The following is a 22,259-nucleotide window of genomic DNA, read 5'->3' on the forward strand; positions in this document are numbered from 1 at the left end:
CAGCGCGCACAGCAGCGCGCGCGGGAGTACCGTGCGCAGGGACGGGACGAAAGCATTCACGGGGCAGGCACTCCAAGACGCTGCCACAGCACCGGCGGGCACTGGTACAGCATTTCCTTGCTGGCCGCGTCCACCGCGACCTGGATGGTCATCGCACGGGTCAGCACCTGGCCGCTTTCCGCATCGATGATTTCGTATTCGATCTTCAGCCGGTTCTCCCATTCGACGATGCGCGAGACCACGCGCAGCGCCTGGTTGAACAGCAGCGGCCGCACGTACTTCACCCGTGCATCGACCACCGGCCACAGATAGCCCGATTCGAGCATCTGCGGGTAGTCGTAGTCGTAGCGGCTGAGCAGCGCGCAGCGTGCGATCTCGAAGTACTTGAAGTAGTTGCCATGCCAGACCACGTTCATCGGATCGCAGTCATGGAAGGCCGGGGACAGCGAAATCTCGCCGACCAGTTCGATTGCTTCATTCACCGACATACAGCTCCCAGCGTTGCGCGCGGATCTCCACCAGCAGTTCCCGCAGCTCGCGATCCAGCGCGCGGTCTTCTTCGACCAGGGCGATGCGCTGCCCCAGGTCGGCGTACATGTCGGCCAGACTGCCATGCAGCTGCGCGTTCAGGCCAACCCGTTCGCGCAGGGCCAGGCCCTGGCGTGCGGCGATCAGCATCGCGGCCACCACCTGTTCGGTCAGTTCGATCACGCGCAGGCAGTCGCGCGCGGCGATGGTGCCCATGCTGACCTTGTCCTGGTTGTGGCATTCGGTCGAACGCGAGAACACGCTGGCCGGCATGGTCTGCTTCAGCGCCTCGGCGGTCCATGCGGACACGCTGATCTGCAGCGCCTTCAGGCCATGGTTGATGGCCGCGCGCGGGCCGGTGGCCGCCGACAGGTTGGCCGGCAGGCCGTGGTTGTAGCGGGCATCGACCACCAGCGCCAGCTGCCGGTCGAGCAGGTCGGCGACGTTGGCCACGGTGTTCTTCAGCGTGTCCATCGCCAGTGCGATGTGGCCGCCGTAGAAGTGGCCGCCGTGCAGGATGCGCTCGCCGTCGGCATCGATCAGCGGGTTGTCGTTGGCGCTGTTCAGTTCGGTTTCGATCAGCTGGCGCAGGAACGGCAGGCTGTCTTCCAGCACGCCGATCACGTGCGGCGCGCAGCGCAGCGAGTAGCGGTCCTGCAGGCGCTGTTCGTTGCGCGGCGGGCGCTCGCTGTGCAGGTCGCTGCGCAGGCGCGCGGCGATGCGGCCCTGGCCCGGGTGCGGCTTGGCGGCGAACAGGGTCTCATCGAAGTGATGCGCGTTGCCATCGCTGGACAGCACGTTGAACGCGGTCAGGCGGGTGGCCATGCGGGCCAGGTAATCGGCGCGCCGCCAGGCCAGGCAGGCCAGGCCGGTCATCACCGCGGTGCCGTTCATGATCGCCAGGCCTTCCTTCGGCCGCAGCTTCAGCGGAACCATGCCGATCTTCGCCAGCACCGGGCCGGCCGGCTGCACCTGGCCTTCGAACAGCACCTCGCGTTCGCCACACAGCACGGCGGCCACGTAGGACAGCGGGGTCAGGTCACCACTGGCGCCCACCGAGCCTTCGGCCGGGATCAGCGGCAGCACGTCGTGCTGCAGCAGGGTGGCCAGGCCTTCCAGCAGCTGCACGCTGACACCGGACATGCCGCGCACCAGCGAGGCCAGGCGCGCGGCCAGCACGGCACGGGTCTCGGCCGGGTCCAGGTAACGGCCCAGGCCGCAGCCATGGTAGGTGTAGAGATGGTGCGGCAGCTCGGCCACCAGCGCCGGCGGAATGTTCACCGTGCACGAATCGCCGTAGCCGGTGGTCACGCCATAGATCACCCCGTCCTCGCGCAGCAGGCGGTCGAGGAAATCGGCGCCGCGCTGGATATGCGCGCGGAAGGCCGGCGCCTCGCTCAGGGCGGCGTCGCACTGGCGCTGGGCCAGAGCAACCACGTCTTCGATGGTCAGCGGTGCATCGCCGAAACGGCACACGGGTACGGCGTCAATCGTCATGAGGAGCCTGGTCCCAGAGGGGGAAGAAGTTGAACCAGTCCAGCGGGGACTGGATGACCTGGAGTTCCAGCCAGCGTGCGAAGCGCTGCGCCTGTTCAGCCAGTGCGGCGTCACGCGAACCACGCGGCAGTACCACGCGGTCGGCAAAGTGTTCGAAGGCCACGCGATAGCCATCGCCTTCGTGCAGGCAGGACATCGTGTAGACCGGGCACGCCAGCGCGGACGCCAGCACATAGGCACCGATCGGGAACGGCGCACGGTGGCCGAGGAAATCGGCCATCACGCTGCGCCCGCCCTGCACCGGCACGCGGTCTCCGACGATGGCAACGAAGCCGCCGGAGGCGACTTTCTCGGCCAGCATCACCGCCGTGGCCGGGCCCATTTCGGTCACCTGCACCAGTTCCACCGCGGCCAGCGGATCCAGCCGCTGCAACAGGCGGTTGAAGCGCTGCGCGTGCGCGGTGTGCACCAGCACGGTGATGCGGAACCCGGGCACCTGCTCGGCCAGCACCTGGCACAGTTCCAGGCAGCCGATGTGGGCGGTCAGGATCAGGCCGCCTTCGCGGCGCGCGATCTTGCCCAGCACCAGGTCGCGCTGCAGGTGGATGCGCTCGGGCGGGTAACGGCCGCCGAGGCCGAGGATCTTGTCCAGCATCGTGTCGGCGAAGCTGAAGAAATGGCGCAGGCTGTCACCCCAGCCCGGCGCATGGCCGAGCGCGCCGGTATGCGCCTGCAGCCGCTGCAGGTACTGCAGCGAGGCGCGGCGGCCGACCCGGTTGCCCAGCCAGTGGCAGACCACCACCGGCCACACGCACAGGCGGAACGGCCAACGCCCGAACCAGCGGTGCACCCAGCACAGGAACAGCACGCCGGCCACCGAGGTGGATTCGCCGATGTCGGCCCAGTGCGGTGCGTCGTGCGCGCGGCTCATCTCAACCCTGCCCCTGCAGGCGGCGCCACAGCAGGCGCGGCGCGCGCGGCAGCATGCCGAAGAACAGGCGGGTGTGCATGCGGCTGATGCGCACGTTGTCGCGCCACACGTCGAAGTGCGAAACGCCGTCGGCCGGATAGGTCACGCGGGTGGCCAGGTGCTCCACCGGCAGCTGCCGCCAGTACAGCCGCACCATCACTTCGGTATCGAAATCCATGCGCCGGCCGATGGTTTCCTCACCGATCAGGCGCAGCACCGGCGGCAGCGGGTAGACCCGGAAGCCGCACATGGTGTCGCGCAGGTGCAGCGACAGCGTGTTGATCCAGACCCAGACATGGGTGGCATAGCGGCCATACAGGCGGGCCTTGGGCACGCTGGCATCGTAGGCAGGAATGCCGCAGATCACCGCGTCCGGCCGCGCCCGTGCGGCGGCGATGAAACGCGGCAGGTCGCCCGTATCGTGCTGGCCGTCGGCATCGATCTGCAGCACGTGGCTGTGGCCGCGGCGCGCGGCTTCGGCGAAGCCGGCCAGCATCGCCCCACCCTTGCCCTGGTTCACGTCCAGCCGCAGCAGGTCGACCCCATCGCGTTGCGCCAGCACCTGCAGCACCTCGGCGCACGATGCACGCGAGCCATCGTCGACCAGCAGGCATGGCAGGCCGGCGGCCTGCACGCCGTCCACCACGGCGCCGATGGCATGCTCATGGTCGTACACGGGAATGACCACCAGCGGCGCGAAGGCGCCACCGGCCACCACGGCGTCAGCGCGCATCGGTCAGGACCACCTTGCCGCTGGCGTGCGTGCCATGCAGGGAGGTGTAGCGGAACGTCAGCACGCCGCGTTCGGCATCCCAGTCCAGCTGCAGGGTCAGTTCGTCGCCGGGGCGGGCCACGTGCTGGAACTTCACCGCCTCCATCCGCACGAAACCGCGCGGCAGCGCGAAGGCCTGGCGGGCGAAGCGCATCGCCCAGTCCAGCTGGGCCACGCCAGGCAGGATCGCCGCCTGCGGGAAGTGTCCCTGGAACGCGCGCAGCGAGGCATCCAGGGTGACACGCAGGGTCGCGGCCGTTGCGCCGCGATGGTCCCACTGCGGCACCGGCATCAGCGGTTGGAACAACGCCGCCAGCGCGGCCTGGGTGACCTTGCCCTGCGCGTTGATGGGCAGCGCTTCGACCAGCCGCCAGCGACGCGGGCGGGTGACCGCATCGTGGCCCTGCGCCAGGCGCGCACCGAGGCGCAGGCCGAAGGCGCGGCGCGCGGCATCGCCGGCGGTCACCTGCGCCGGATCGGCCGGCACCACCACCGCCGCCAGCTGTTCGCGCTGGCCGGACAGCACCAGCACGCGCACGTCCTCCACGTCCGGGTCATCGCGCAGCGCGCGTTCCAGCGCGTCCAGCGAGACCCGGCGTTCTTCGATCTTGACGATGCGGTCGGCGCGGCCGAGCAGGCGGAAGCGGCCATCGGCCAGTGCCTCCACGCGGTCCTGGGTGCGCCACCAGTCACTGCTGTCCAGGTGCGCCGAGGCCACCGCGAGGCAGCCGTCATCGATGCGCCACTGCACGCCCGGCAGCGGCTGCCACGGTGGCATGTCGGTCTCCCAGCGGCGCCAGGCGATGCCGCCGGTCTCGCTGCTGCCGTACACCTCGGTGGGGGCCACGCCCAGCCACTGCCGCACCTGCCGCGCGGCCTCTTCCGGCAGCGGGCCGCCGGAGGAGAACACCGCATGCAGGCGGCCGTGCAGGCTGGCCCAGTCGAGCTGTTCGGGCAGGCGCTTCAGGTGTGCCGGGGTCGCGACCAGCACGCTGTCGGCGCCGGCCAGGGTGCCGACCAGGTCTTCATGGAAGAAGCGCCGCGGCTGGATCTGGCGGCCCGCGGCCAGCGGCCACAGCACGCGGAACAGCAGGCCGTAGATGTGCTGGTGCGAGACCGTGCCGTGCACCTGCACGCCGTCGAGCCGGGCGCCGAAGGCGGCCTGCAGCGCATCGACTTCGCGCGCCAGCTGGTCCATGCGCTTGTTGATCGCGCTGGGCTGGCCGGTGCTGCCGGAGGTGAACACGCACAGTTCGCAGGCGCGCTCGTCCAGCACCTGCAGCACACCCTCGGCCGCCACGGCCGGCGTCAACGGGCGGTAGTCGGCCGGGACATCGCCGGCGAAGCCACTGACCTGCGGCTGCAGCGCCTGCAGCGTGGCCGGCAGGTTGTCGGCGGCGAGGAACACGCGTTTGCCGGCGTGCCAGGCACCGAACAGGGCCGCGGCAAAGGCAATCGCATCGTCGAAATACAGCGCCCAGTCGCGGCCTTCGGCGGCGGCGAACGCATCACGCCAGGCCAGCGCGCGCAGGCGGAAGGCGCTGTGGTCCAGGGCGACGCCTTCGCAGAGGCCGATGTCACGGCCGGGCTGCGCGTCGACCAGCAACCGGTCCAGGGCGATCCAGTCAGCCATTGGCATGGGCCGCCTTGACCCGACGCCGCACCAGCCATTCGCCTGCGAACAACACTCCCATCATCACGTACGCCAACAATCCGTTGTAGAGCATCCAGACCCGGTCCGACGCGTACAGCGCGGTGAACAGGGCCAGGCCACCGTTGAGAACAAAAAAGCCGCACCACACTTGGGTGACGCGACGGGTATAGGCTACCGCGAAGTCCGGCAGGTCCGGCTCCTGCAGGCGCGCCAGGCGCTCCACCAGCGGCGGGCCGAAACGCAGGCTGGTGGCGAACACCGCCAGCATCACCACGTTCACCAGCGCCGGGTACAGCTTCAGTGGCAGGGCCTGGTTGAGCACGGTGGCCAGCCCGGCCAGCAGGCCGGCACCGGCCGCGGCGGCCCACCACAGCGGTTGCCGGGTGCTCAGCGCACGCAGCAGGGCCAGGCCGAACAGCAGCAGCGACAGCCAGCGTGGCTCGAAGCGGCCCATGGCCGCGTAGACCAGCACCGGATAGGCGAGCGAAAGCGCTGCCACCACGACCATGCGTGCACGTGCCATGGTCGGGATTCCCTGGCTGCGGTCAGGCGGCTGCCTGGCCAGGCAGCAGGCCATGCACGACATCGACGATGTCCTGCACGGTGCGCACGGCCTTGAAGGCTTCCGGCTGCAGGTTGCGGCCCAGCAGCGGCTTGAGCTGCACGATCAGGTCGACGGCATCGATGCTGTCGATGTCCAGATCGTCATACAGGCGCGACTCCGGGCTGATCCGGGCAGGTTCGATCTCGAAGCTGTCGGTCAGGATGCGGACGATGCGCTCGAAGAGTTCATTCTTGGTCATGGCAGTTCCTGGCGCCTTACGACTGGCGGGCGGCGACGAACTCGCCGAGCGCGCGCACGCTGGAGAAATGGCGACGGGTTTCTTCCGAGTCGGCCGAGAGGCTGACACCGTACTTCTTCTGCAGGGCCAGGCCCAGTTCCAGGGCGTCGATCGAATCGAGGCCAAGGCCTTCCACGAACAGCGGCGCGGTCGGATCGATGTCCTCCGGCGTGATGTCCTCCAGCGAAAGCGAGGAAATGATCAATTCCTTGATCTCGTGCTCAAGTGCTTGCACGGGTCGGATCTCCAGACAGGTCGAAATAACGAGTGAGGTGGTCGGTGACGCGACGGGCCGCCAAGGCATCCCCCCTTGACGCGTCATCTTCGTCCAGAAAGGGCGCGATGGCGATATCTTCGCCGATCTGCAGCTGAACGTGAAAACGACGTGAGGGCACACGATACCACTTCTGGCCCTTGGTCAGCGTCGCCGGCGTGCAGCTGATACGCACCGGTGTGATGTCCAGCCGCCCACGCACGGCGATGTTGGCGGCACCGCGCTGCAGCCGCAGCGGCTGCCCCGGCACGGTGCGCGTTCCTTCCGGGAAAATGACCAGGGTGCCGCCGGCATGCACGGCCGCCACGCAGTCATCGACCAGGCCGGCGCCATCGTCATTGGCGATGTAGCCGGCGGCGCGGACCGGGCCACGCATGAACGGGTTGCAGGCCACCGCGCGCTTGACCACGCAGTCGGCGTTGGGCAGCAGCGCGATCAGGCAGACCACATCGATCAGGGTCGGGTGGTTGGCCAGCACCAGCAGGCCATCGCGCTGCAGGCGCTCGCGGCCCTCGACCTGCAGGGTCATCAAGCCCAGCCGGCACATCAGCCACACATGGCTGGCAAACGCCGCCTGCACCAGCCGCCGCGCCCGCCGCTGGCGCGCGACCGGGTCGCGCATCAACAGCAGCACCGGCATCACGAACACGCCCAGCAGCAGCCCGCCCACGCCGAATGCGGCGAAGCTCAGGCCGGTACCGAAGACCCGCCAGGCGTGGTCAAGACGGCGCAGGGCTTCAGCCATGGCGGCTCCAGCACCAGCGCTGGCCCTCGGTCACGTGTTCCAGCGTGGGGGCCGATGACAGCAGGAAGCGGTGCAGATCCAGCGCATGCGGCAGCAGGCCCGGTGCGGTGCTGCCCGTATCGGCGGCGGGTTCCCAGGCCAGGCGCAGGCCGGTGCCGGCGGTGCCAGACGGCGCCAGGCGCCAGCACCAGGCGAAGAACGGGTCGGGTTCGTCGGCGAATTCGCTGAAAATGTCCGGCAAAGGTGACTCATACATCACCACCCGCACTTCCTTGGCGCCATCGGCCAGAAGGCCGGCGGCCTCCAGGCAGGCGGCTTCCACGGTCGCCTGCCGAGCGGCCAGCGCCAGGTAGTTGCCACGATGGCCGCGGGCGATCGAATAGAGGGCGGCGATGGCGTTGTGCACCGACAGGCCAAAACCGGTGGGCGAGAGCGGCTCGGCGGCGATCAACGAGCCGAGCAGCTCCATCGAACGGGCCACGTCCCCGTGGCGGCTGGCGAACACCAGCGGCACGTCGCTGTCGGCGCCCTGCGCGTCTTCACACCAGCACGCGGCCTGGATGGCCATGCGGCCGAGGCGCTCGATGCGGCGGCGCTGCATGGCCGGCACTTCGGCCAACGACGGCGTGCCCTCGCCCTGCGGCAGGAACGGCGCGTCGGCCCAGCCCATCCATTGGTTACGTTCTGTCAGTCCAGGCGCCCAGGCGGCCCAGTCGACAACGGAAAATTCGATCATTACCGGTGATGTTTGGATGGGCGGAAGACAGGCACGGGCCAACAGCATGGCGACGCGCGGCGGCCCCCCATTCCTGCAGCCGTGCGTCCGTCCAGGACGTCGCCGGCAGCCCCCCTGGCGGCCGGAAAGGTGCGAACGCTAGCACGTCCCGCGCAGGGAATACATGTTTCACAAACCGAAACGGGGAGCGGTCACCGGCCGCTCCCCGTTCACCTGCTTCAGTGGTAGCCGGCGTCGGCGCGCACCTTGCCGCGGAACACCCGGTACGACCAGGCGGTGTAGCCAAGGATGACCGGCAGCAGCACCACCAGGCCCACCAGGGTGAAGCCCAGCGACGAGGCCGGTGCCGCGGCCTGCCACAGCGTCATCGACGGCGGCAGCAGGTAGGGCCACATGCCCAGCACCAGGCCAGCGAAGCCGAGCACGAACAGGGCCAGGCTGAGCAGGAACGGCGGCAGGTCGCGACGCGGATGGGTGGCGCTGCGCCACAGCGCGGCGGCCACCGCCAAGGTCAATAGCGGCACCGGCGACAGCCACCAGAAGTTGCCGTCACTGAACCAGCGATCCATCAGCCGCGAATCGAGGAACGGCAGCCAGCTGCTGACCAGGCCCATCGCCGCGATCACCGCCGCCACCAGCGGCCGGGTCATCTGCCGCGCCAGCGCCTGCACGCGGCCCTCGGTCTTCAGGATCAGCCAAGTGCTGCCCAGCAGCGCGTAGCCGGCCACCAGCGCCGCACCGGTCAGCATCGCGAACGGGCTGAACCAGGTGAACGCGCCGCCGCTGAAGCGGCCATCGACCAGCGGGATGCCCTGCACCAGCGTGCCCAGGATGACACCCTGGGCGAAGGTCGCCAGCAGCGAGCCCAGGCCGAAGGCCACGCTCCACAGCCGGCGCGAGCGGTGCGCCTTGAAGCGGAATTCGAAGGCCACGCCACGGAACACCAGCGCCACCACCAGCAGCAGCACTGGCAGGTACAGCGCCGACAGCAGCACCGCATACGCCTTGGGGAACGCGGCCAGCAGGCCGGCACCGCCCAGCACCAGCCACGTCTCGTTGCCGTCCCAGATGGGCGCGGCGGTGTTCATCATCAGGTCCAGCTGTTCCTCGTCCTCGGCGAACGGGGCGAGGATGCCGATGCCGAGCACGAAGCCGTCCAGCACCACGTACATCAGCACGCCAAAGCCGATCACCGCGAACCACGCCACCGGCAGCCAGGTCATCAGGTCCATGTCAGCGCTCCTCCAGCGGTTCGTCGGCGGCCGACAACGGCCGCGCCGGGGTGTGGCTGCCATGGTCCAGCGACGGCCCTTCCACATAGGGCTGCGGACCGTGGCGCAGGATCTTCACCAGGTACCAGATGCCCCAGCCGAACACGAAGGCATAGCCGACCACGTACACCGCCAGCGACAGCGCGGTCATCCACGCACTCTGCGGGCCCACCGCATCGGCGGTGCGCAGCACGCCGTAGACCACCCACGGCTGGCGCCCCATCTCGGTGACGAACCAGCCGGATACCAGCGCGATGAAGCCGCTGGGCAGCATCCAGTTCCAGCCGCGCAGCAGCCAGGGTGACTGCAGCAGCTTCTTCCGCCACAGCTGCACCGCCGAGACCCAGGCCAGCAGCAGCATCAGCGTGCCCAGCCCGACCATGATGCGGAAGGCGAAGAACACCGGCGTCACCGGCGGCCGTTCGCTGGCTGGCACGGACGTGAGCGGATCGAAGGTGCCGTCCAGCGAGTGGGTCAGGATCACGCTGCCCAGCTTGGGGATGGCCACTTCGAAATCGTTGCGCTCTTCCTTTTCGTTCGGCAGGGCGAACACCACCAGCGGCACGCCCTCGCCGGCCTTGCTTTCATGCCAGTGCGCTTCCACCGCCGCGATCTTCATCGGCTGGTGCTTCAGCGTGTTCAGTCCGTGCATGTCGCCGACGAAGATCTGCACCGGCACGGTCAGCGCGGCAAACGCCACCGCCGCGACCAGCATGCGCCGGCCCGCTTCGACGTGCGTGCCCTTGCGCAGGTACCACGCGCCCACGCCACCGATCACGAAACAGGTGGTGATGAACGAACCCAGCGCCATGTGCGCCAGGCGGTACGGGAAGGATGGGTTGAACACCACCTGCCACCAGTCCACCGGGTGCACGATGCCGTTGATCATTTCGTAGCCGGCCGGCGTGTGCAGCCAGCTGTTGGACGACAGGATCCAGAAGGTGGAAAACAGCGTGCCCAGCGCCACCATGCAGGTGGACAGGAAATGCAGGCGCGGCGATACCCGGCCCCAGCCGAACATCATCACGCCGAGGAAGCTGGCTTCGAGGAAGAACGCGGTCAGCACTTCATAGGTCAGCAGCGGGCCGATGACCGTGCCGGCCACCTCGCTCAGCCGCGGCCAGTTGGTGCCGAACTGGAAGGCCATGACGATGCCGCTGACCACGCCCATGCCGAAGGACACGGCGAAGATCTTCTGCCAGAAGAAATACAGGTCGCGCCACACGGGCAGTTTCGTGCGCAGCCAGCGCCACTCGATGAAGGCCAGCCAGCTGGCCGTGCCGATGGTGAAGGCGGGGAACAGCACGTGGAAACTGATGACGAATCCGAACTGGATCCGAGACAACAACAACGCGTCCAAGGGACGCCTCCTGCCGGGTACGGGTGGGATACCGGACCACTTTAGGAGGATTTGGTTAAGCCGGGATGCGACCGGGTGACGCGCTGCTTCACTATGTCGCAGGGCGGAAGCCGCCGGGCATGGACCGGCGCTACCCTGGAATCGGCCGCGGTAGCGCCGGGCCATGCCCGGCGGGGGGCTGTCAGTGCCAGAAATACCAGGCCGCCGCAGCCAGCAGCGCGCCGAACAACAGCACCTGCACCACCAGATACAGCGCGCCACTGTCGCGCGTTTCCGCCTGCAGCCGCCGCTGCAGCGCCTCGCTCACATCCGGCACCGGCGCCTGCCGTTCCTGCTCGCGCAGCGCCTGCGACAGCGCGCGCGCATCGGCATCGCGGGGGTCGTTGGCTTCGCTCACAGCAGCTCTCCGGCGGTGGCGCGTCGCGTCAGCTCCTGTTTCAGGGTCTGCCGCGCGCGGAACAGGTGGCTCTTGATGGTACCGCGCGCCAGCCCGGTCACCTGTTCGATCTCGACCAGATCGAAATCCTCCAGGTAGTGCAGGCCCACGATCAGGCGCTGCGGCGGGGTCAGCCGTTCCAGCGCCGCGCCGAGCTGGCGTCCAGCCTGCAGCGCCTCGCTCAGCTCGGCCGGGCCGGGCCCCTCGTCGCCGATGCCCAGTTCCTCGGGCACCTCCACCGCCACCATCCACTGCATTTCCAGCCGGCGGCGGCGCAGGTGCTGCAGCGCGGTGGTGTAGGCCACCCGCGATACCCAGGTGCGCAGCGAGGATTCGAAACGGAACCGGTGCAGCTGGCGGAACACCGCCAGGAAGGTCTCCTGCAGCAGGTCGGCGACCTGGTCACGGTCGCCGACCATGCGCCCGATCACGTGCGCACAGGTGCGTTGATGGGCCTGCACCAGCTGCGCGAACGCCGTCTGCGAGCCATCGATGATGGCAACCACCAGCGCGCGGTCGTCCTCCCACCCAGCCGGTGCCTCCACGGGGGCGTCGCGACGACGCCCGCGCAGTGCGGCCAAGGCACCGCCCAGCAGGCTCATGCGCAATGCACTCCGGGCGCCCGTGGCATGCGCCGGTCAGCCCTTGCGGACGGCGGGACGGGTGAAGTGCCACGCCAGCAGCTGGCCGAGGCCGGCACTGCCGGCCAGCGCGGCGGCGGCTCCGAAGGTCAGCTCGCGGGCGCCGATGGCTTCCAGCAGGGCCATGGCCAGGGCCAGGCAGACCAGGCTGATGCCCCAGCGCAGCGCGCCCTGGCGGCGGCGCTCTTCTTCCAGCCCGGCCAGCGAGCGGATCACCTCCTCCGGCACGTGCGGGGCGACCAACTTGCTGCGTGCACGCGCATCGGCGACGGCATGGATCGCGTAGGCGATGCAGATGAAGAGGGTGATCGGGATGAGTTCCTGCATGGTCGTGCTCCTGTCCGGTGAATGATGCGGGTTCAGGAGATTGGATGCTTGAGGCCGGTCACCGGTTGCAGTGCAGATTTCAGGCGTCGTCGTCGGTCCCGGGGTCGGCCGGCGGATCGGGAAAGTAGGTTTCCACATGGAAGCCCAGCCGCAGGTCGGCCATCAGCTTTACCAGCGCGTCGTCCAGCACGAACCCGGCCCAGGCCTGCTTGCCGAACACGGCGATGCGCAGGCCGATTTCGGCGCCTTCCTGGTTCAATGCCTGGATCACCCCCAGCCGCGCCTGCAGGATTTCGACCACCTGGGGCCAGGCGTCCATCAGCCAGCCGTCCTTGCCAGCGGCCAGTTCAAAGCTCACCCGGGTGAAGCCATGTACCCGGATCAAGTGACCATCACCGTCAAGCAGGTCGGTGCCCACATCCCGGAAGAACCCGCGTTCCAACCCCAGCCGGGCCGCAATGTCGGCGCTGGAGCACACGGGGTGCTGCACCACCAGGGAAATGCGGTAGTCGTAAGGGTACACGTCGGTTCCGTCCGGATCAGGCGCCCATCATGCGCCACGCGAGGCCCTGCAGCGCCTTTGCCCAAGCGGTCTGCATGACCTGTGGCCCCCTCCCCCGGCCCGGGCGGCTGCTACCCTTGCCCGGTTTCCTCATCTGGTGCCGTGAGCCCATGTCCCGAGTGCTGCCCCTGTCCCTCCTGCTGTCGGCCGTGCTGGCCGCACCGGCCGCGCATGCTGCGCCGACGCCGATCACCATCGAACAGGCCATGGCCGACCCGGACTGGATCGGTCCGCCGGTCGAGAAGGCCTGGTGGTCCTGGAACAGCCAGCAGGTCGAGTACCAGCTCAAGCGCAGCGGCAGCCCGGTGCGCGACACCTTCCGCCAGCCGCTGGCCGGTGGCGCCGCCGCGCAGGTGGCCGATGACCAGCGCGGCACCCTGGACGTGGCCGAGCCGGTCTACGACCGCAGCCGCAGCCGCAGCGCCTTCGTCCGCAACGGCGATGTGTTCGTGCGCGACCTGCGCAGCGGCGCGCTGACCCAGCTGACCCGCAGCAACGAGCGCGCCGCCGGCGTGAACTTCGCCGCCGACAACGGCGTGATCTGGCGCGTGGGCCAGAACTGGTTCCACTGGACCGCCGCCAGCGGCGTGCAGCAGGTGGCCAGCCTGAAGGCCGACAAGGACCCGGCCAGCAAGCCCAAGGACGACCTGCTGCGCGACCAGCAGCTGCGTACCCTGGAAACCCTGCGCCGCGACCGCGACCAGCGTGAGGCGCTGAAGGACCAGGACCAGCGCTGGCGCCAGGCTGACCCGACCCGCGCGGCGGCCCCGATCTACCTGGGCGCCGACGTGGAGATCGCCGACAGCCTGCTGTCGCCGGACCTGGGCCACCTGATCGTGGTGACCAAGCCGAAGGACTTCGACGACGGCCGCACCAGCAAGATGCCGCTGTACGTGACCGAATCCGGCTATGAGGAAAGCGAGGACACCCGCACCCGCGTCGGCCGCAACGGCTTCGAGCCGCACACCCTGTGGTACGTGGACGTGCGCACCGGCAAGGCCGAGAAGCTCTCGCTGTCGGGCCTGCCGGGTATCGGCACCGACCCGCTGGCCGAGCTGCGCCGCAAGGCCGGCAAGGACCCGCTGAAGGGCGACCGCAGCGTGCAGGTGATGAGCGACTTCATGGGCGGCGGCATGCGCTGGAGCGCCGATGGTCAGCTGGCCGCGGTGATGCTGCGCGCCAACGACAACAAGGACCGCTGGATCGTCAGCATCGGCAGCGACGGCCGCGTGCAGACCCGCCACCGCCTGACCGACAACGCCTGGATCAACTGGGGCTTCAACGATTTCGGCTGGATGGCCGATGGCCGCACCCTGTGGCTGCTTTCCGAAGAGTCCGGCTTCTCGCACCTGTACACCCAGGCCGGTTCGGCCAAGCCGCAGACGCTGACCAGCGGCAAGTGGGAAACCTCCGCGCCGGTGCTGTCGGCCGACGGCAAGGGCTTCTACTTCCTGTGCAACCAGCAGGCGCCGCACGACTATGAAGTCTGCGCGGTCGACACCGGCAACCGCCAGGTACGCGAGCTGACCAGCCTCAATGGCGTGGAAGACTTCTCGCTGTCGCCCGATGGCCAGCAGCTGCTGGTGCGCTACTCGGCCGCCTACCTGCCGACCCAGCTGGCCGTGGTGCCGAGCGCCGGTGGCCAGGCGCGCGTGCTGACCGACACCCGCACCGCCGAGTACAAGGCGCGCGAGTGGATCCAGCCGAAGCTGGTGGCGGTGCCGTCCAAGCACGGTGCCGGCGTGGTCTGGGCCAAGTACTACGAGCCCGAGCACAAGGAGCCGGGCAGGAAGTACCCGATCGTGATGTTCGTGCACGGTGCCGGCTACCTGCAGAACGTGCACCAGCGCTACCCGGCCTACTTCCGCGAGCAGATGTTCCACAACCTGCTGGTGGAAAAGGGCTACATCGTGCTGGACATGGATTACCGCGGCAGCGAGGGCTACGGCCGCGACTGGCGTACGGCGATCTACCGCAACATGGGCCACCCGGAACTGGAAGACTACAAGGACGGCCTGGACTGGCTGGTCGACACCCAGCAGGGTGACCGCGACCACGCCGGCATCTACGGCGGTTCCTACGGCGGCTTCATGACCTTCATGGCGCTGTTCCGTTCGCCGGGCACGTTCAAGGCCGGTGCCGCGCTGCGCCCGGTGCTGGATTGGCAGAACTACAACCACGCCTACACCAGCAACATCCTCAACACCCCGGACATCGACCCGGAGGCGTACCGCACGTCCTCGCCCATCGAGTACGCGCAGAACCTGCAGGACAACCTGCTGATCGCCCACGGCATGATGGATGACAACGTGTTCTTCCAGGACTCGGTGCACCTGACCCAGCGCCTGATCGAGCTGCACAAGGACAACTGGTCGATCGCCCCGTACCCGCTGGAACGCCACGGCTACATCCGTGCCGACTCCTGGCTGGACCAGTACAAGCGCATCCTCAAGCTGTTCGAGACCACGCTGAAGTGAGCAACGCCGCGGCCACGATCCAGATCGTGGCCGCGGTCATCCTGGATGACCGCGGCCGGGCGCTGGTGGTGCGCAAGCACGGCGCCGACCGCTTCATCCAGCCCGGCGGCAAGCCCGAGGCGGGCGAAGCGCCGTTGCAGGCGCTGGCCCGCGAGCTGGACGAGGAGCTGGGCGTGCAGCTCGATGCCGCCAGCGCGGTTGCCCTGGGCCGTTTCGAGGACTGGGCGGTGAACGAACCCGGCCACCGCGTGCAGGCGCAGGCCTGGTGGGTGCAGGTCGCGGGCATACCGACCGCACGCGCCGAGATCGCCGAGCTGGCCTGGGTGCCGCTGCGGCCGCCGCACGGCCTGCGCTTGGCACCCCTGAGCGAACACCATATCCTGCCGGCAGTAGCGCGCTTCTGCACGCTCTGAGACCCGCAGCCAAGGACATCGGATGTCATCGTCTCCCCCCACATTGCCCGCGGCCCGTGCGTTCGCACGCAACGATTTCGTCCGTCCGCTGGCGATCGCTTCCCTGCTGGTCTGCGCACTGGTGCTTGTCTGGTGCCTGCTGCAGACCTTGGCGCTGTGGGCGCTGAGCGGCAGCGGACCATGGCAGGTTATGGTCGCCGCCGCAGAAGAGAAATCGCTCCCGTCCAGCGTACTGTGGCTCCTGCGGGAGCCGGTTGCAGCCAGCCTGTGGCTGTCGGCTGGCTGCGTGCCTTCCACGCTGGCCAGTTGGGGCCTGTACCGGCAGCGGCGCTGGGGCTTGTGGAGCTACGTCTGGCTGCTGGTGCTGTCCGGGCTGGCCAATCTGGTCCTGGCCGGGTGGCTGGACGCCGTCGTAGCGGAGATGATCGCCCACGTGGACGATGCTGCTACCCGCAGCGAGATGCAGGTGCAGCGCCTTCTGATGTCAGCCACCACGTTCGGTGGTTCGATAGTGATCCTTGGCCTGCAGGGTTGGCTGGCCTGGCGCCTGCTGCGGCCGGACATCCGCGCGCGCTTCCGCTGATCTGCGCGGCCGCCGTGCTGCGGAACAGCACGGGCCCTGCGGTAAAGTACGCGCCATGAACGATTTCGAGCGCGTCCGCGCCTACCTCACCGACCTGCAGGACCGTATCTGTGCGGCCATTGAAGCCGCCGACGGCCAGGCCCGCTTCCAGGAAGACCTGTGGCAGCGGGCCGAGGGCGGTGGCGGGCGTACCCGCGTGCTGCGCGACGGTGCGGTGTTCGAGCAGGCCGGCATCGGCTTCTCCGATGTGTCCGGCAGCCGCCTGCCGCCGTCGGCCTCGGCCAACCGGCCGGAGCTGGCCGGCGCCTCCTGGCGCGCCACTGGCGTGTCGCTGGTGTTCCACCCGCTCAACCCCTACGTGCCGACCACCCACGCCAACGTGCGCTTCTTCCAGGCGCAGCGCGATGGCGAAGTGGTGGCCAGCTGGTTCGGCGGTGGCTTCGACCTGACCCCGTTCTATCCCTTCGATGAGGACGTGCAGCACTGGCACCAGGTGGCCCATGACCTGTGCGCGCCGTTCGGCGAGGAGCGCTACGCCGCGCACAAGCGCTGGTGCGACGAGTACTTCTTCCTGCGCCACCGCAATGAAACGCGCGGCGTCGGCGGCCTGTTCTTCGATGACCTGCACGGCGATTTCGAGCGCGACTTCGAGTACCTGCGCGCGGTCGGCGACGGCTTCCTCGAGGCCTACCTGCCGATCGTGCAGCAGCGCAAGGACACGGTGCATGGCGAACGCGAGCGCGAGTTCCAGCTGTACCGTCGCGGCCGCTACGTGGAGTTCAACCTGGTCTACGACCGCGGCACGCTGTTCGGCCTGCAGAGTGGCGGCCGCAGCGAGAGCATCCTGATGAGCCTGCCGCCGCGGGTGCGCTGGGAATATGGGTTCAGCCCCGAAGCCGGCAGCGCCGAGGCGCGCCTGGCCGATTACCTGGTGCCGCGCGACTGGGTGTGAGCCTGTAGCGCCATGCGAAAGGCAGCCGAGCGTGGGCTCGGCTCTACACGGATCTCTGCAGTGTAGAGCCGAGCCCACGCTCGGCTGCTTTCGGCGTTACGCGGATTTCTGCCGCGGAATGATCGTGATGTGGCCGGTGGTTTCCAGCAGCGCCAGTTCGACATCCTCTACCCGCAGGCAACCCTGCTGGCGCAGCGCGGCGTCGAAGTCCGCGGTGCTGACCAGCTCACGACGCAGCACCGCCGCCAGCAGGCGCCCGTCGCGGGCGATCACCACCGGCTCGCCTTCAATCATGCGTTCCATGCGCCGGCTGCGCGTGGTCAGCCAGCCCACGCCGTAGTTCAGCAGGATCAGCGTGGCGGCCAGCAGCAGGCCGCCGCCCAGCGACGTGTCGGTGCCCAGCAATGCGTTCTGCACCGCGTTGCCCAGCAGCACGATCAGCAGCACATCGAACGGGGTGATCTGCCCCAGCGCGCGCTTGCCGCCCAGCCGGACCATGCCCAGCACGACGACATAGACCACCACCGCGCGCAGGACGAATTCCCACCACGGCATCGCCAGTGCGAACAGATCGGGCATTGTGGTTTCCCCTGCGAAGCGATGCCCCAGCGTGGCGCAGCGAGGCACAAATAAAAAGCCCCGCTGACCAGGGGGAGGTCAACGGGGCCGGGGAACGGGCGCTTGGGGAGGAGCCCCCGTTCCGAGATCTGCTCCAGGGGATGGGAGAGATCCACAACAGGCGTTGCGCCTGTCGAGAGTTATAGAAACACCCCGAACACTAACGGTTCGTGAAGGGACCCAATTTATTGTGGGCCCCCGCCGGAAACATTCATCTTCGAGTCAGAAAAACCGGACAAATGAACGATTCATGGCGTTATTAGCCTGAATGCGAATCAGTGCGCCTCGTCCCAGTTAACCCCAACGCCGGTATCGACCTCCAGCGGAACCCGCAATTTGGCCGCTTGCGACATGCGCTCGATCACGTTTTTACGCAGTTCCTCGGTGAAACCGGCCTCGCTTTCGAACACCAGTTCATCGTGTACCTGCAGGATCATCCGCGCCGGGGCGCCGCTGTCGTGCAGCCACTGGTCCACCGAGACCATCGCCCGCTTGATGATGTCCGCCGCGGTGCCCTGCATCGGCGCATTGATCGCCGCGCGCTCGGCACCGGCACGCAGGCCCTGGTTGCGCGCGTGGATGTCATTCAGATACAGGCGGCGGCCGAACAGGGTTTCCACGTAGCCCTGGTCACGCGCCTGCTGGCGCATCCGCTCCATGAAGTCGCGCACGCCAGGATAACGGCTGAAATACAGCGCGACATAATCCTGCGCCTGGCCACGGTCGATGCCCAGGTTGCGGGCCAGGCCGAAGGCGCTCATGCCGTACATCAGGCCGAAGTTGATGGCCTTGGCGGCGCGGCGCTCGTTGGGCGTCACCTCTTCCAGCGTGCGCCCGAACACCTCGGCGGCGGTGGCACGGTGGACGTCGGCGCCCTGCTCGAAGGCGCGCACCAGGCCCGGGTCCTCGGACAGGTGGGCCATGATCCGCAGCTCGATCTGCGAATAGTCGGCCGCCAGAAGCTGGAAGCCTTCCGGCGCCACGAAGGCACGGCGGATGCGGCGGCCATCCTCGGTACGGATCGGGATGTTCTGCAGGTTCGGGTCGGACGAGGACAGGCGGCCGGTGGCCGCACCGGACTGGTGGTAGCTGGTGTGCACCCGGCCGGTGTCCGGGTTGACCATCTCCGGCAGCTTGTCGGTGTAGGTGCTGCGCAGCTTGGCCAGGCCGCGGTAATCGAGGATCACCCGCGGCAGCTCGTGCTGGTCGGCAATCGCCTCCAGCGCCTCTTCATTCGTGCTGGGCTGGCCCTTCGGGGTCTTCACCACCGCCGGCAGCTTCAGCTCGTCGAACAGCACCGCCTGCAGCTGCTTGGGCGAATCCAGGTTGAAGCTGCGCCCGGCCAGCTCGGTGGCCTTCTGCTGCGCGGCCAGCATGCGCGAGGACAGATCGTGGCTCTGCCGGCGCAGCTCATCGGTGTCGATGCGCACGCCGTTGGCTTCGATGCGGGTCAGCACCGGCACCAGCGGCATCTCGATGTCGCGGTACACGCTGTCCAGCGCCGGCTCGGCCAGCAGCTGCGGCTGCAGCGCGTGGTGCAGGCGCAGGGTGATGTCGGCGTCCTCGGCCGCATAGCGGCTGGCTTCGTCGATGCCCACCTGCGAGAACGGGATCTGCTTGGCGCCCTTGCCGGCCACGTCCTCGAACTTGATGGTGTTGTAGCCCAGGTAACGCAGGGCCAGCGAATCCATGTCGTGGCGGGTGGCAGTGGAATTGAGCACGAAGCTCTCGAGCATGGTGTCGTCGTGGTAGCCCTGCACGTCCACGCCATGGCGGCGCAGCACATGCAGGTCGTACTTGCCGTGCTGGCCCAGTTTCTTCTTCGACGGGTCCTGCAGCACCGGGCGCAGCGCGTCCAGCACCTGCTGCAGCGGCAGCTGCGCCGGCGCACCGGGGTAATCGTGGCCGACCGGGATATAGGCCGCCTTGCCCGGCTCCACCGCCAGGCTGACGCCGACCAGGCGTGCACGCATCGCGTCCAGCGCATCGGTCTCGGTATCGAAGCTGATCAGGTCGGCCTGCTGCACACGCTCGACCCAGGCCTGCAGCTGTTCGCTGGTCAGCACGGTTTCGTATTCACCAGGCGCGGACAGCGCCGGGTCGAGTTCAGCCGATGGCGCTGCCTCGGCACTGCCACGGGCAAAACCGGCGGCGGTGCCACGCAGGCTCGGGGTGGCTTCGCTGGCGCCTGCCGGCGCCGGCAGCGGGCCGCCCAGCTCCTTCAGCGCCTGGGTGAAGCCGTAGCGGGCGTACAGCTCGGTCAGCACCGGCACGTCCTGCTCGCGCAGGGCCAGGGTTGTCGGCGATGCATCCAGCTCGACGTCGGTGCGGATGGTCACCAGCTCGCGGTTCAGCGGCAGGCGCTCCAGCGCCGCGCGCAGGTTCTCGCCGATCTTGCCCTTCATGGTCGGGGCGGCGGCGATGACGCCGTCCAGGTGCTGGTATTCGGCCAGCCACTTGGCGGCGGTCTTCGGGCCGCACTTCTCCACGCCGGGCACGTTGTCCACGGTGTCGCCCATCAGCGCCAGCAGGTCGATGATCTGGTCGGCGCGCACGCCGAACTTGTCCATCACCGCGGCGTCGGAATCCATCCGGCTGCCGGTCATGGTGTTGACCAGCTCGATGCCCGGACGCACCAGCTGGGCAAAGTCCTTGTCACCGGTGGAAATGGTCACCTTCAGGTCCTGCGCCACGCCCTGCAGGGCCAGCGTGCCGATCACATCGTCGGCTTCCACGCCGGGGATGCGCAGAATGCTGATGCCCAGCGCTTCGACGATGCGGCACATCGGCTCGACCTGGCTGCGCAGGTCATCGGGCATCGGCGGGCGGTTGGCCTTGTACTGGTCGTACAGGTCGTCGCGGAAGGTCTTGCCCGGCGCGTCGACGACGAAGGCGACGTAGGCTGGTCGCTCCTTCAGCGTCGAGCGCAGCATGTTGACCACGCCGAACAGCGCGCCGGTGGGCTCGCCCTGTGCATTGGACAGGGGCGGCAGCGCGTGGAACGCGCGGTACAGGTAACTGGACCCGTCGATCAGGACTAATCTGCTCATGCGACGATTCTACGCGCCCCTGCCTGCACCGCGGCGACACGGCGGCGACGCATCCATGGGGCATAATCAGGCTCCGATCGATGCGAAGGCCCTGCCGATGAAGACCCTGATGCTGGCTTCCCTGCTGCTGCTTGCTGGCTGCGCCAGCATGGGTGGTGCAGGCGCTCCCCCGGTGGACGTGAAGGGCGCCGAAGTGTCCAGCCGCACCATGGACAACGGTGATGTCATCGAGGAATACCGCGTGTCCGGCCAGCTGCGCATGGTCAAGGTGACCCCGTCGCGCGGCGCACCGTTCTACATGTACGACAAGAACGGCGATGGCCGCATGGACAACGACAAGGACGGCGTCTCGCCGGTCTACTGGAAGCTCTACAGCTGGTGATGGGCGGGGGGTCAGAGCTCTTTCCTGCGGAAAGGGATCCGACCCCCGGCCGGCCCCCACAGGCCGGTGATAGGTTCGCGCCGGATCTTCCGGTTGATCCCATGACAGGCCCCGCAAGTGGGCCGGGATCGCGCTGCCATGAACCTCGAACCGGCAACCCCATCGCTGGTTGCATCCCTCGCCGCCGACCTGCGCCGCAGCAACGCGCGCGCGCGCATCAGCCGCAACGGCACGGCCGACCCGCGCCTGCTGCGCATCCTTGATTACATCGACGACCACCTGGGTGAGAGCGAACTGGGCGAGCAGATGATCTGCGAGGCCTTCGGGATGTCCCGCTCCACGGTCTACCGGCTGTTCCAGGCCCACGGCGGGGTGGCGCGTTATATCCGCGAGTGCCGGGCCTGGCTGGCGCACCGCCATCTGGCGCGTGATCCGGGCTGCCGTCTCACCTGGTTGCTGTATGAAGTCGGATTCGCGTCAGAGCGCCAGTTCCAGCGCGCGTTCCTGGCGCAGTTCGGCATGTCGCCGGCCGATTGGCGGCTCGCCTGCAGGCAGCGCGCACGGGGGTCGCTGCTGTCCTGAGCGGGCATGTTGCCGCCATCGGCGGGGCGGGAAGGTGGCGCCGGCACGCGTCCTGCGTGCCGGCGCCGGGTCCCCTCCCCGGGAACGCTTGAGCCCGCAGGTATCGATCAGCGGATGACCAGCACCGGCAGGGTGCTGCGCGCCAGCACTTCGGCGGTCTGGCTGCCCAGCAGCACGCGGGTCACGCCACGGCGGCCATGCGAGGTCATCACGATCAGATCGCTGTTGCGCTCGCCGGCCGTCTCGATGATGCCATCGGCGGCGTAGCGGTCCAGCACATGGATGGGATTGGCACGGATGCCCTGCTCGGCGGCCTTGGCCAGCGCCGGCTGCAGCACCTTCTGCGCGCCCTCCTCGCGGTCGGCCTTGTACTCCGGGCTGTTCATGTAGCCCACGCTCCAGCCCATGGCGTCATACATGCCCACCGCCCACGGCTCGGAGACCGTAACGATATCGACCTCGGCATTGAGATCCTTGGCCAGCTCCAGGCCCTTGGCCAGGCCCTTGTCGGACAGCTCGGAGCCGTCGGTGGCGATCAGGATGCGGGTGTACATGGTGGGCCTCCTTGGCGGGGTGCCAGTTGGGAA

Annotated in this window: 25 protein-coding genes; 6 read left to right on the forward strand and 19 right to left on the reverse strand. The window is 68.4% G+C overall.

What is annotated here, in order from left to right; translation table 11 throughout:
* Window positions 1-56 precede the first annotated feature (56 nt).
* The 16 genes from C1925_RS20150 to C1925_RS20225 form a co-directional block, all read right to left on the reverse strand.
* Window positions 57-488 carry an acyl-CoA thioesterase gene (locus tag C1925_RS20150; protein ID WP_108770447.1) on the reverse strand — a complete coding sequence of 144 codons (432 nt, stop codon included), beginning with the start codon at window positions 486-488 and terminating at the stop codon, window positions 57-59.
* Complete coding sequence (locus C1925_RS20155) at window positions 475-2,025, reverse strand: aromatic amino acid ammonia-lyase (RefSeq protein ID WP_108770448.1); 1,551 nt, start codon at window positions 2,023-2,025, stop codon at window positions 475-477. Before C1925_RS20155 ends, C1925_RS20150 begins: the two co-directional genes overlap by 14 nt.
* Complete coding sequence (locus C1925_RS20160) at window positions 2,015-2,956, reverse strand: acyltransferase (protein WP_108770449.1); 942 nt, start codon at window positions 2,954-2,956, stop codon at window positions 2,015-2,017. The genes C1925_RS20155 and C1925_RS20160 overlap by 11 nt, the downstream gene beginning before the upstream one ends.
* A 1-nt stretch (window position 2,957) precedes the next feature.
* Window positions 2,958-3,728, reverse strand: coding sequence for a glycosyltransferase family 2 protein (locus C1925_RS20165; protein ID WP_108770450.1), 771 nt, complete (start codon window positions 3,726-3,728; stop codon window positions 2,958-2,960).
* Entirely contained in the window at window positions 3,718-5,400 is a 1,683-nt protein-coding gene (locus C1925_RS20170) for an AMP-binding protein (RefSeq protein ID WP_108770451.1), read from the reverse strand. Before C1925_RS20170 ends, C1925_RS20165 begins: the two co-directional genes overlap by 11 nt.
* Complete coding sequence (locus C1925_RS20175; protein WP_108770452.1) at window positions 5,393-5,944, reverse strand: hypothetical protein; 552 nt, start codon at window positions 5,942-5,944, stop codon at window positions 5,393-5,395. Before C1925_RS20175 ends, C1925_RS20170 begins: the two co-directional genes overlap by 8 nt.
* A gap of 22 nt (window positions 5,945-5,966) precedes the next feature.
* Window positions 5,967-6,224: an acyl carrier protein gene (locus C1925_RS20180; protein ID WP_025878014.1), complete on the reverse strand. Its 258-nt coding sequence runs from the start codon at window positions 6,222-6,224 to the stop codon at window positions 5,967-5,969.
* A gap of 16 nt (window positions 6,225-6,240) precedes the next feature.
* Window positions 6,241-6,498, reverse strand: a complete 258-nt coding sequence (locus C1925_RS20185; RefSeq protein WP_005411610.1) for a phosphopantetheine-binding protein — start codon at window positions 6,496-6,498, stop codon at window positions 6,241-6,243.
* The gene (locus C1925_RS20190; RefSeq protein ID WP_108770453.1) at window positions 6,485-7,282 is read right to left on the reverse strand and encodes a lysophospholipid acyltransferase family protein; all 798 of its coding nucleotides are present in this window, start codon (window positions 7,280-7,282) and stop codon (window positions 6,485-6,487) included. The genes C1925_RS20185 and C1925_RS20190 overlap by 14 nt, the downstream gene beginning before the upstream one ends.
* Complete coding sequence (locus C1925_RS20195) at window positions 7,275-8,018, reverse strand: beta-ketoacyl synthase chain length factor (protein WP_108770454.1); 744 nt, start codon at window positions 8,016-8,018, stop codon at window positions 7,275-7,277. The genes C1925_RS20190 and C1925_RS20195 overlap by 8 nt, the downstream gene beginning before the upstream one ends.
* A 218-nt stretch (window positions 8,019-8,236) precedes the next feature.
* Window positions 8,237-9,250: a cytochrome d ubiquinol oxidase subunit II gene (gene cydB / locus C1925_RS20200; protein WP_108770455.1), complete on the reverse strand. Its 1,014-nt coding sequence runs from the start codon at window positions 9,248-9,250 to the stop codon at window positions 8,237-8,239.
* A 1-nt stretch (window position 9,251) separates the two neighbouring features.
* On the reverse strand, window positions 9,252-10,649 hold the full coding sequence (locus C1925_RS20205) for a cytochrome ubiquinol oxidase subunit I (protein WP_108770456.1): 1,398 nt from the start codon (window positions 10,647-10,649) through the stop codon (window positions 9,252-9,254).
* Window positions 10,650-10,830: 181 nt separating this feature from the next.
* Window positions 10,831-11,046 carry a hypothetical protein gene (locus C1925_RS20210; protein WP_108770457.1) on the reverse strand — a complete coding sequence of 72 codons (216 nt, stop codon included), beginning with the start codon at window positions 11,044-11,046 and terminating at the stop codon, window positions 10,831-10,833.
* Window positions 11,043-11,687, reverse strand: a complete 645-nt coding sequence (locus C1925_RS20215) for a sigma-70 family RNA polymerase sigma factor (protein WP_108770458.1) — start codon at window positions 11,685-11,687, stop codon at window positions 11,043-11,045. The genes C1925_RS20210 and C1925_RS20215 overlap by 4 nt, the downstream gene beginning before the upstream one ends.
* A 36-nt stretch (window positions 11,688-11,723) precedes the next feature.
* Window positions 11,724-12,053, reverse strand: a complete 330-nt coding sequence (locus C1925_RS20220) for a hypothetical protein (RefSeq protein ID WP_108770459.1) — start codon at window positions 12,051-12,053, stop codon at window positions 11,724-11,726.
* A gap of 79 nt (window positions 12,054-12,132) precedes the next feature.
* Complete coding sequence (locus C1925_RS20225) at window positions 12,133-12,576, reverse strand: hypothetical protein (RefSeq protein ID WP_108770460.1); 444 nt, start codon at window positions 12,574-12,576, stop codon at window positions 12,133-12,135.
* Window positions 12,577-12,725: 149 nt separating this feature from the next.
* Here C1925_RS20225 and C1925_RS20230 point away from each other — a divergent pair, with 149 nt between their 5' ends.
* From C1925_RS20230 to hemF, 4 genes are read left to right on the forward strand one after another with little or no spacing between them, the layout of a single operon-like run.
* Entirely contained in the window at window positions 12,726-15,092 is a 2,367-nt protein-coding gene (locus tag C1925_RS20230; protein ID WP_108770461.1) for a S9 family peptidase, read from the forward strand.
* A complete protein-coding gene (locus C1925_RS20235; RefSeq protein ID WP_108770462.1) occupies window positions 15,089-15,505 on the forward strand; it encodes an NUDIX domain-containing protein in 417 nt (138 codons plus the stop codon). Before C1925_RS20230 ends, C1925_RS20235 begins: the two co-directional genes overlap by 4 nt.
* 22 nt (window positions 15,506-15,527) lie before the next feature.
* Entirely contained in the window at window positions 15,528-16,088 is a 561-nt protein-coding gene (locus C1925_RS20240) for a hypothetical protein (RefSeq protein ID WP_108770463.1), read from the forward strand.
* A 55-nt stretch (window positions 16,089-16,143) separates the two neighbouring features.
* Window positions 16,144-17,040, forward strand: a complete 897-nt coding sequence (hemF, locus tag C1925_RS20245; RefSeq protein WP_108770464.1) for an oxygen-dependent coproporphyrinogen oxidase — start codon at window positions 16,144-16,146, stop codon at window positions 17,038-17,040.
* A 96-nt stretch (window positions 17,041-17,136) separates the two neighbouring features.
* Here hemF and C1925_RS20250 read toward each other — a convergent pair whose 3' ends face one another.
* Both C1925_RS20250 and polA read right to left on the reverse strand, forming a co-directional pair.
* Window positions 17,137-17,619 (reverse strand): YetF domain-containing protein, encoded by a 483-nt coding sequence (locus tag C1925_RS20250; RefSeq protein WP_108770465.1) that lies wholly within the window; start codon window positions 17,617-17,619, stop codon window positions 17,137-17,139.
* 314 nt (window positions 17,620-17,933) lie between these two features.
* Window positions 17,934-20,708: a DNA polymerase I gene (gene polA / locus C1925_RS20255; RefSeq protein WP_108770466.1), complete on the reverse strand. Its 2,775-nt coding sequence runs from the start codon at window positions 20,706-20,708 to the stop codon at window positions 17,934-17,936.
* A gap of 97 nt (window positions 20,709-20,805) precedes the next feature.
* Here polA and C1925_RS20260 point away from each other — a divergent pair, with 97 nt between their 5' ends.
* Both C1925_RS20260 and C1925_RS20265 read left to right on the forward strand, forming a co-directional pair.
* The gene (locus C1925_RS20260) at window positions 20,806-21,090 is read left to right on the forward strand and encodes a DUF2782 domain-containing protein (RefSeq protein WP_108770467.1); all 285 of its coding nucleotides are present in this window, start codon (window positions 20,806-20,808) and stop codon (window positions 21,088-21,090) included.
* 138 nt (window positions 21,091-21,228) lie between these two features.
* Window positions 21,229-21,672, forward strand: a complete 444-nt coding sequence (locus tag C1925_RS20265; RefSeq protein ID WP_108770468.1) for an AraC family transcriptional regulator — start codon at window positions 21,229-21,231, stop codon at window positions 21,670-21,672.
* 107 nt (window positions 21,673-21,779) lie between these two features.
* On the opposite strand, the gene C1925_RS20270 is transcribed toward C1925_RS20265, so the two are convergent.
* Window positions 21,780-22,226: a universal stress protein gene (locus C1925_RS20270; protein ID WP_079224261.1), complete on the reverse strand. Its 447-nt coding sequence runs from the start codon at window positions 22,224-22,226 to the stop codon at window positions 21,780-21,782.
* Between the last annotated feature and the right edge of the window lie 33 nt (window positions 22,227-22,259).

Source organism: Stenotrophomonas sp. SAU14A_NAIMI4_5, assembly GCF_003086795.1.
Lineage (GTDB): Bacteria > Pseudomonadota > Gammaproteobacteria > Xanthomonadales > Xanthomonadaceae > Stenotrophomonas.

Coding starts and splice junctions, on each gene's coding strand:
- C1925_RS20230 (WP_108770461.1), top strand. CDS start 12,726: ATGTCCCGAGTGCTGCCCCTGTCCCTCCTGCTGTCGGCCGTGCTGGCC.
- polA (WP_108770466.1), bottom strand. CDS start 20,708: ATGAGCAGATTAGTCCTGATCGACGGGTCCAGTTACCTGTACCGCGCG.
- C1925_RS20260 (WP_108770467.1), top strand. CDS start 20,806: ATGAAGACCCTGATGCTGGCTTCCCTGCTGCTGCTTGCTGGCTGCGCC.
- C1925_RS20160 (WP_108770449.1), bottom strand. CDS start 2,956: ATGAGCCGCGCGCACGACGCACCGCACTGGGCCGACATCGGCGAATCC.
- C1925_RS20215 (WP_108770458.1), bottom strand. CDS start 11,687: ATGAGCCTGCTGGGCGGTGCCTTGGCCGCACTGCGCGGGCGTCGTCGC.
- C1925_RS20180 (WP_025878014.1), bottom strand. CDS start 6,224: ATGACCAAGAATGAACTCTTCGAGCGCATCGTCCGCATCCTGACCGAC.
- C1925_RS20250 (WP_108770465.1), bottom strand. CDS start 17,619: ATGCCCGATCTGTTCGCACTGGCGATGCCGTGGTGGGAATTCGTCCTG.
- C1925_RS20270 (WP_079224261.1), bottom strand. CDS start 22,226: ATGTACACCCGCATCCTGATCGCCACCGACGGCTCCGAGCTGTCCGAC.
- C1925_RS20155 (WP_108770448.1), bottom strand. CDS start 2,025: ATGACGATTGACGCCGTACCCGTGTGCCGTTTCGGCGATGCACCGCTG.
- C1925_RS20195 (WP_108770454.1), bottom strand. CDS start 8,018: ATGATCGAATTTTCCGTTGTCGACTGGGCCGCCTGGGCGCCTGGACTG.
- C1925_RS20240 (WP_108770463.1), top strand. CDS start 15,528: ATGTCATCGTCTCCCCCCACATTGCCCGCGGCCCGTGCGTTCGCACGC.
- C1925_RS20190 (WP_108770453.1), bottom strand. CDS start 7,282: ATGGCTGAAGCCCTGCGCCGTCTTGACCACGCCTGGCGGGTCTTCGGT.
- C1925_RS20150 (WP_108770447.1), bottom strand. CDS start 488: ATGTCGGTGAATGAAGCAATCGAACTGGTCGGCGAGATTTCGCTGTCC.
- C1925_RS20220 (WP_108770459.1), bottom strand. CDS start 12,053: ATGCAGGAACTCATCCCGATCACCCTCTTCATCTGCATCGCCTACGCG.
- C1925_RS20175 (WP_108770452.1), bottom strand. CDS start 5,944: ATGGCACGTGCACGCATGGTCGTGGTGGCAGCGCTTTCGCTCGCCTAT.
- C1925_RS20165 (WP_108770450.1), bottom strand. CDS start 3,728: ATGCGCGCTGACGCCGTGGTGGCCGGTGGCGCCTTCGCGCCGCTGGTG.
- C1925_RS20265 (WP_108770468.1), top strand. CDS start 21,229: ATGAACCTCGAACCGGCAACCCCATCGCTGGTTGCATCCCTCGCCGCC.
- hemF (WP_108770464.1), top strand. CDS start 16,144: ATGAACGATTTCGAGCGCGTCCGCGCCTACCTCACCGACCTGCAGGAC.
- cydB (WP_108770455.1), bottom strand. CDS start 9,250: ATGGACCTGATGACCTGGCTGCCGGTGGCGTGGTTCGCGGTGATCGGC.
- C1925_RS20170 (WP_108770451.1), bottom strand. CDS start 5,400: ATGGCTGACTGGATCGCCCTGGACCGGTTGCTGGTCGACGCGCAGCCC.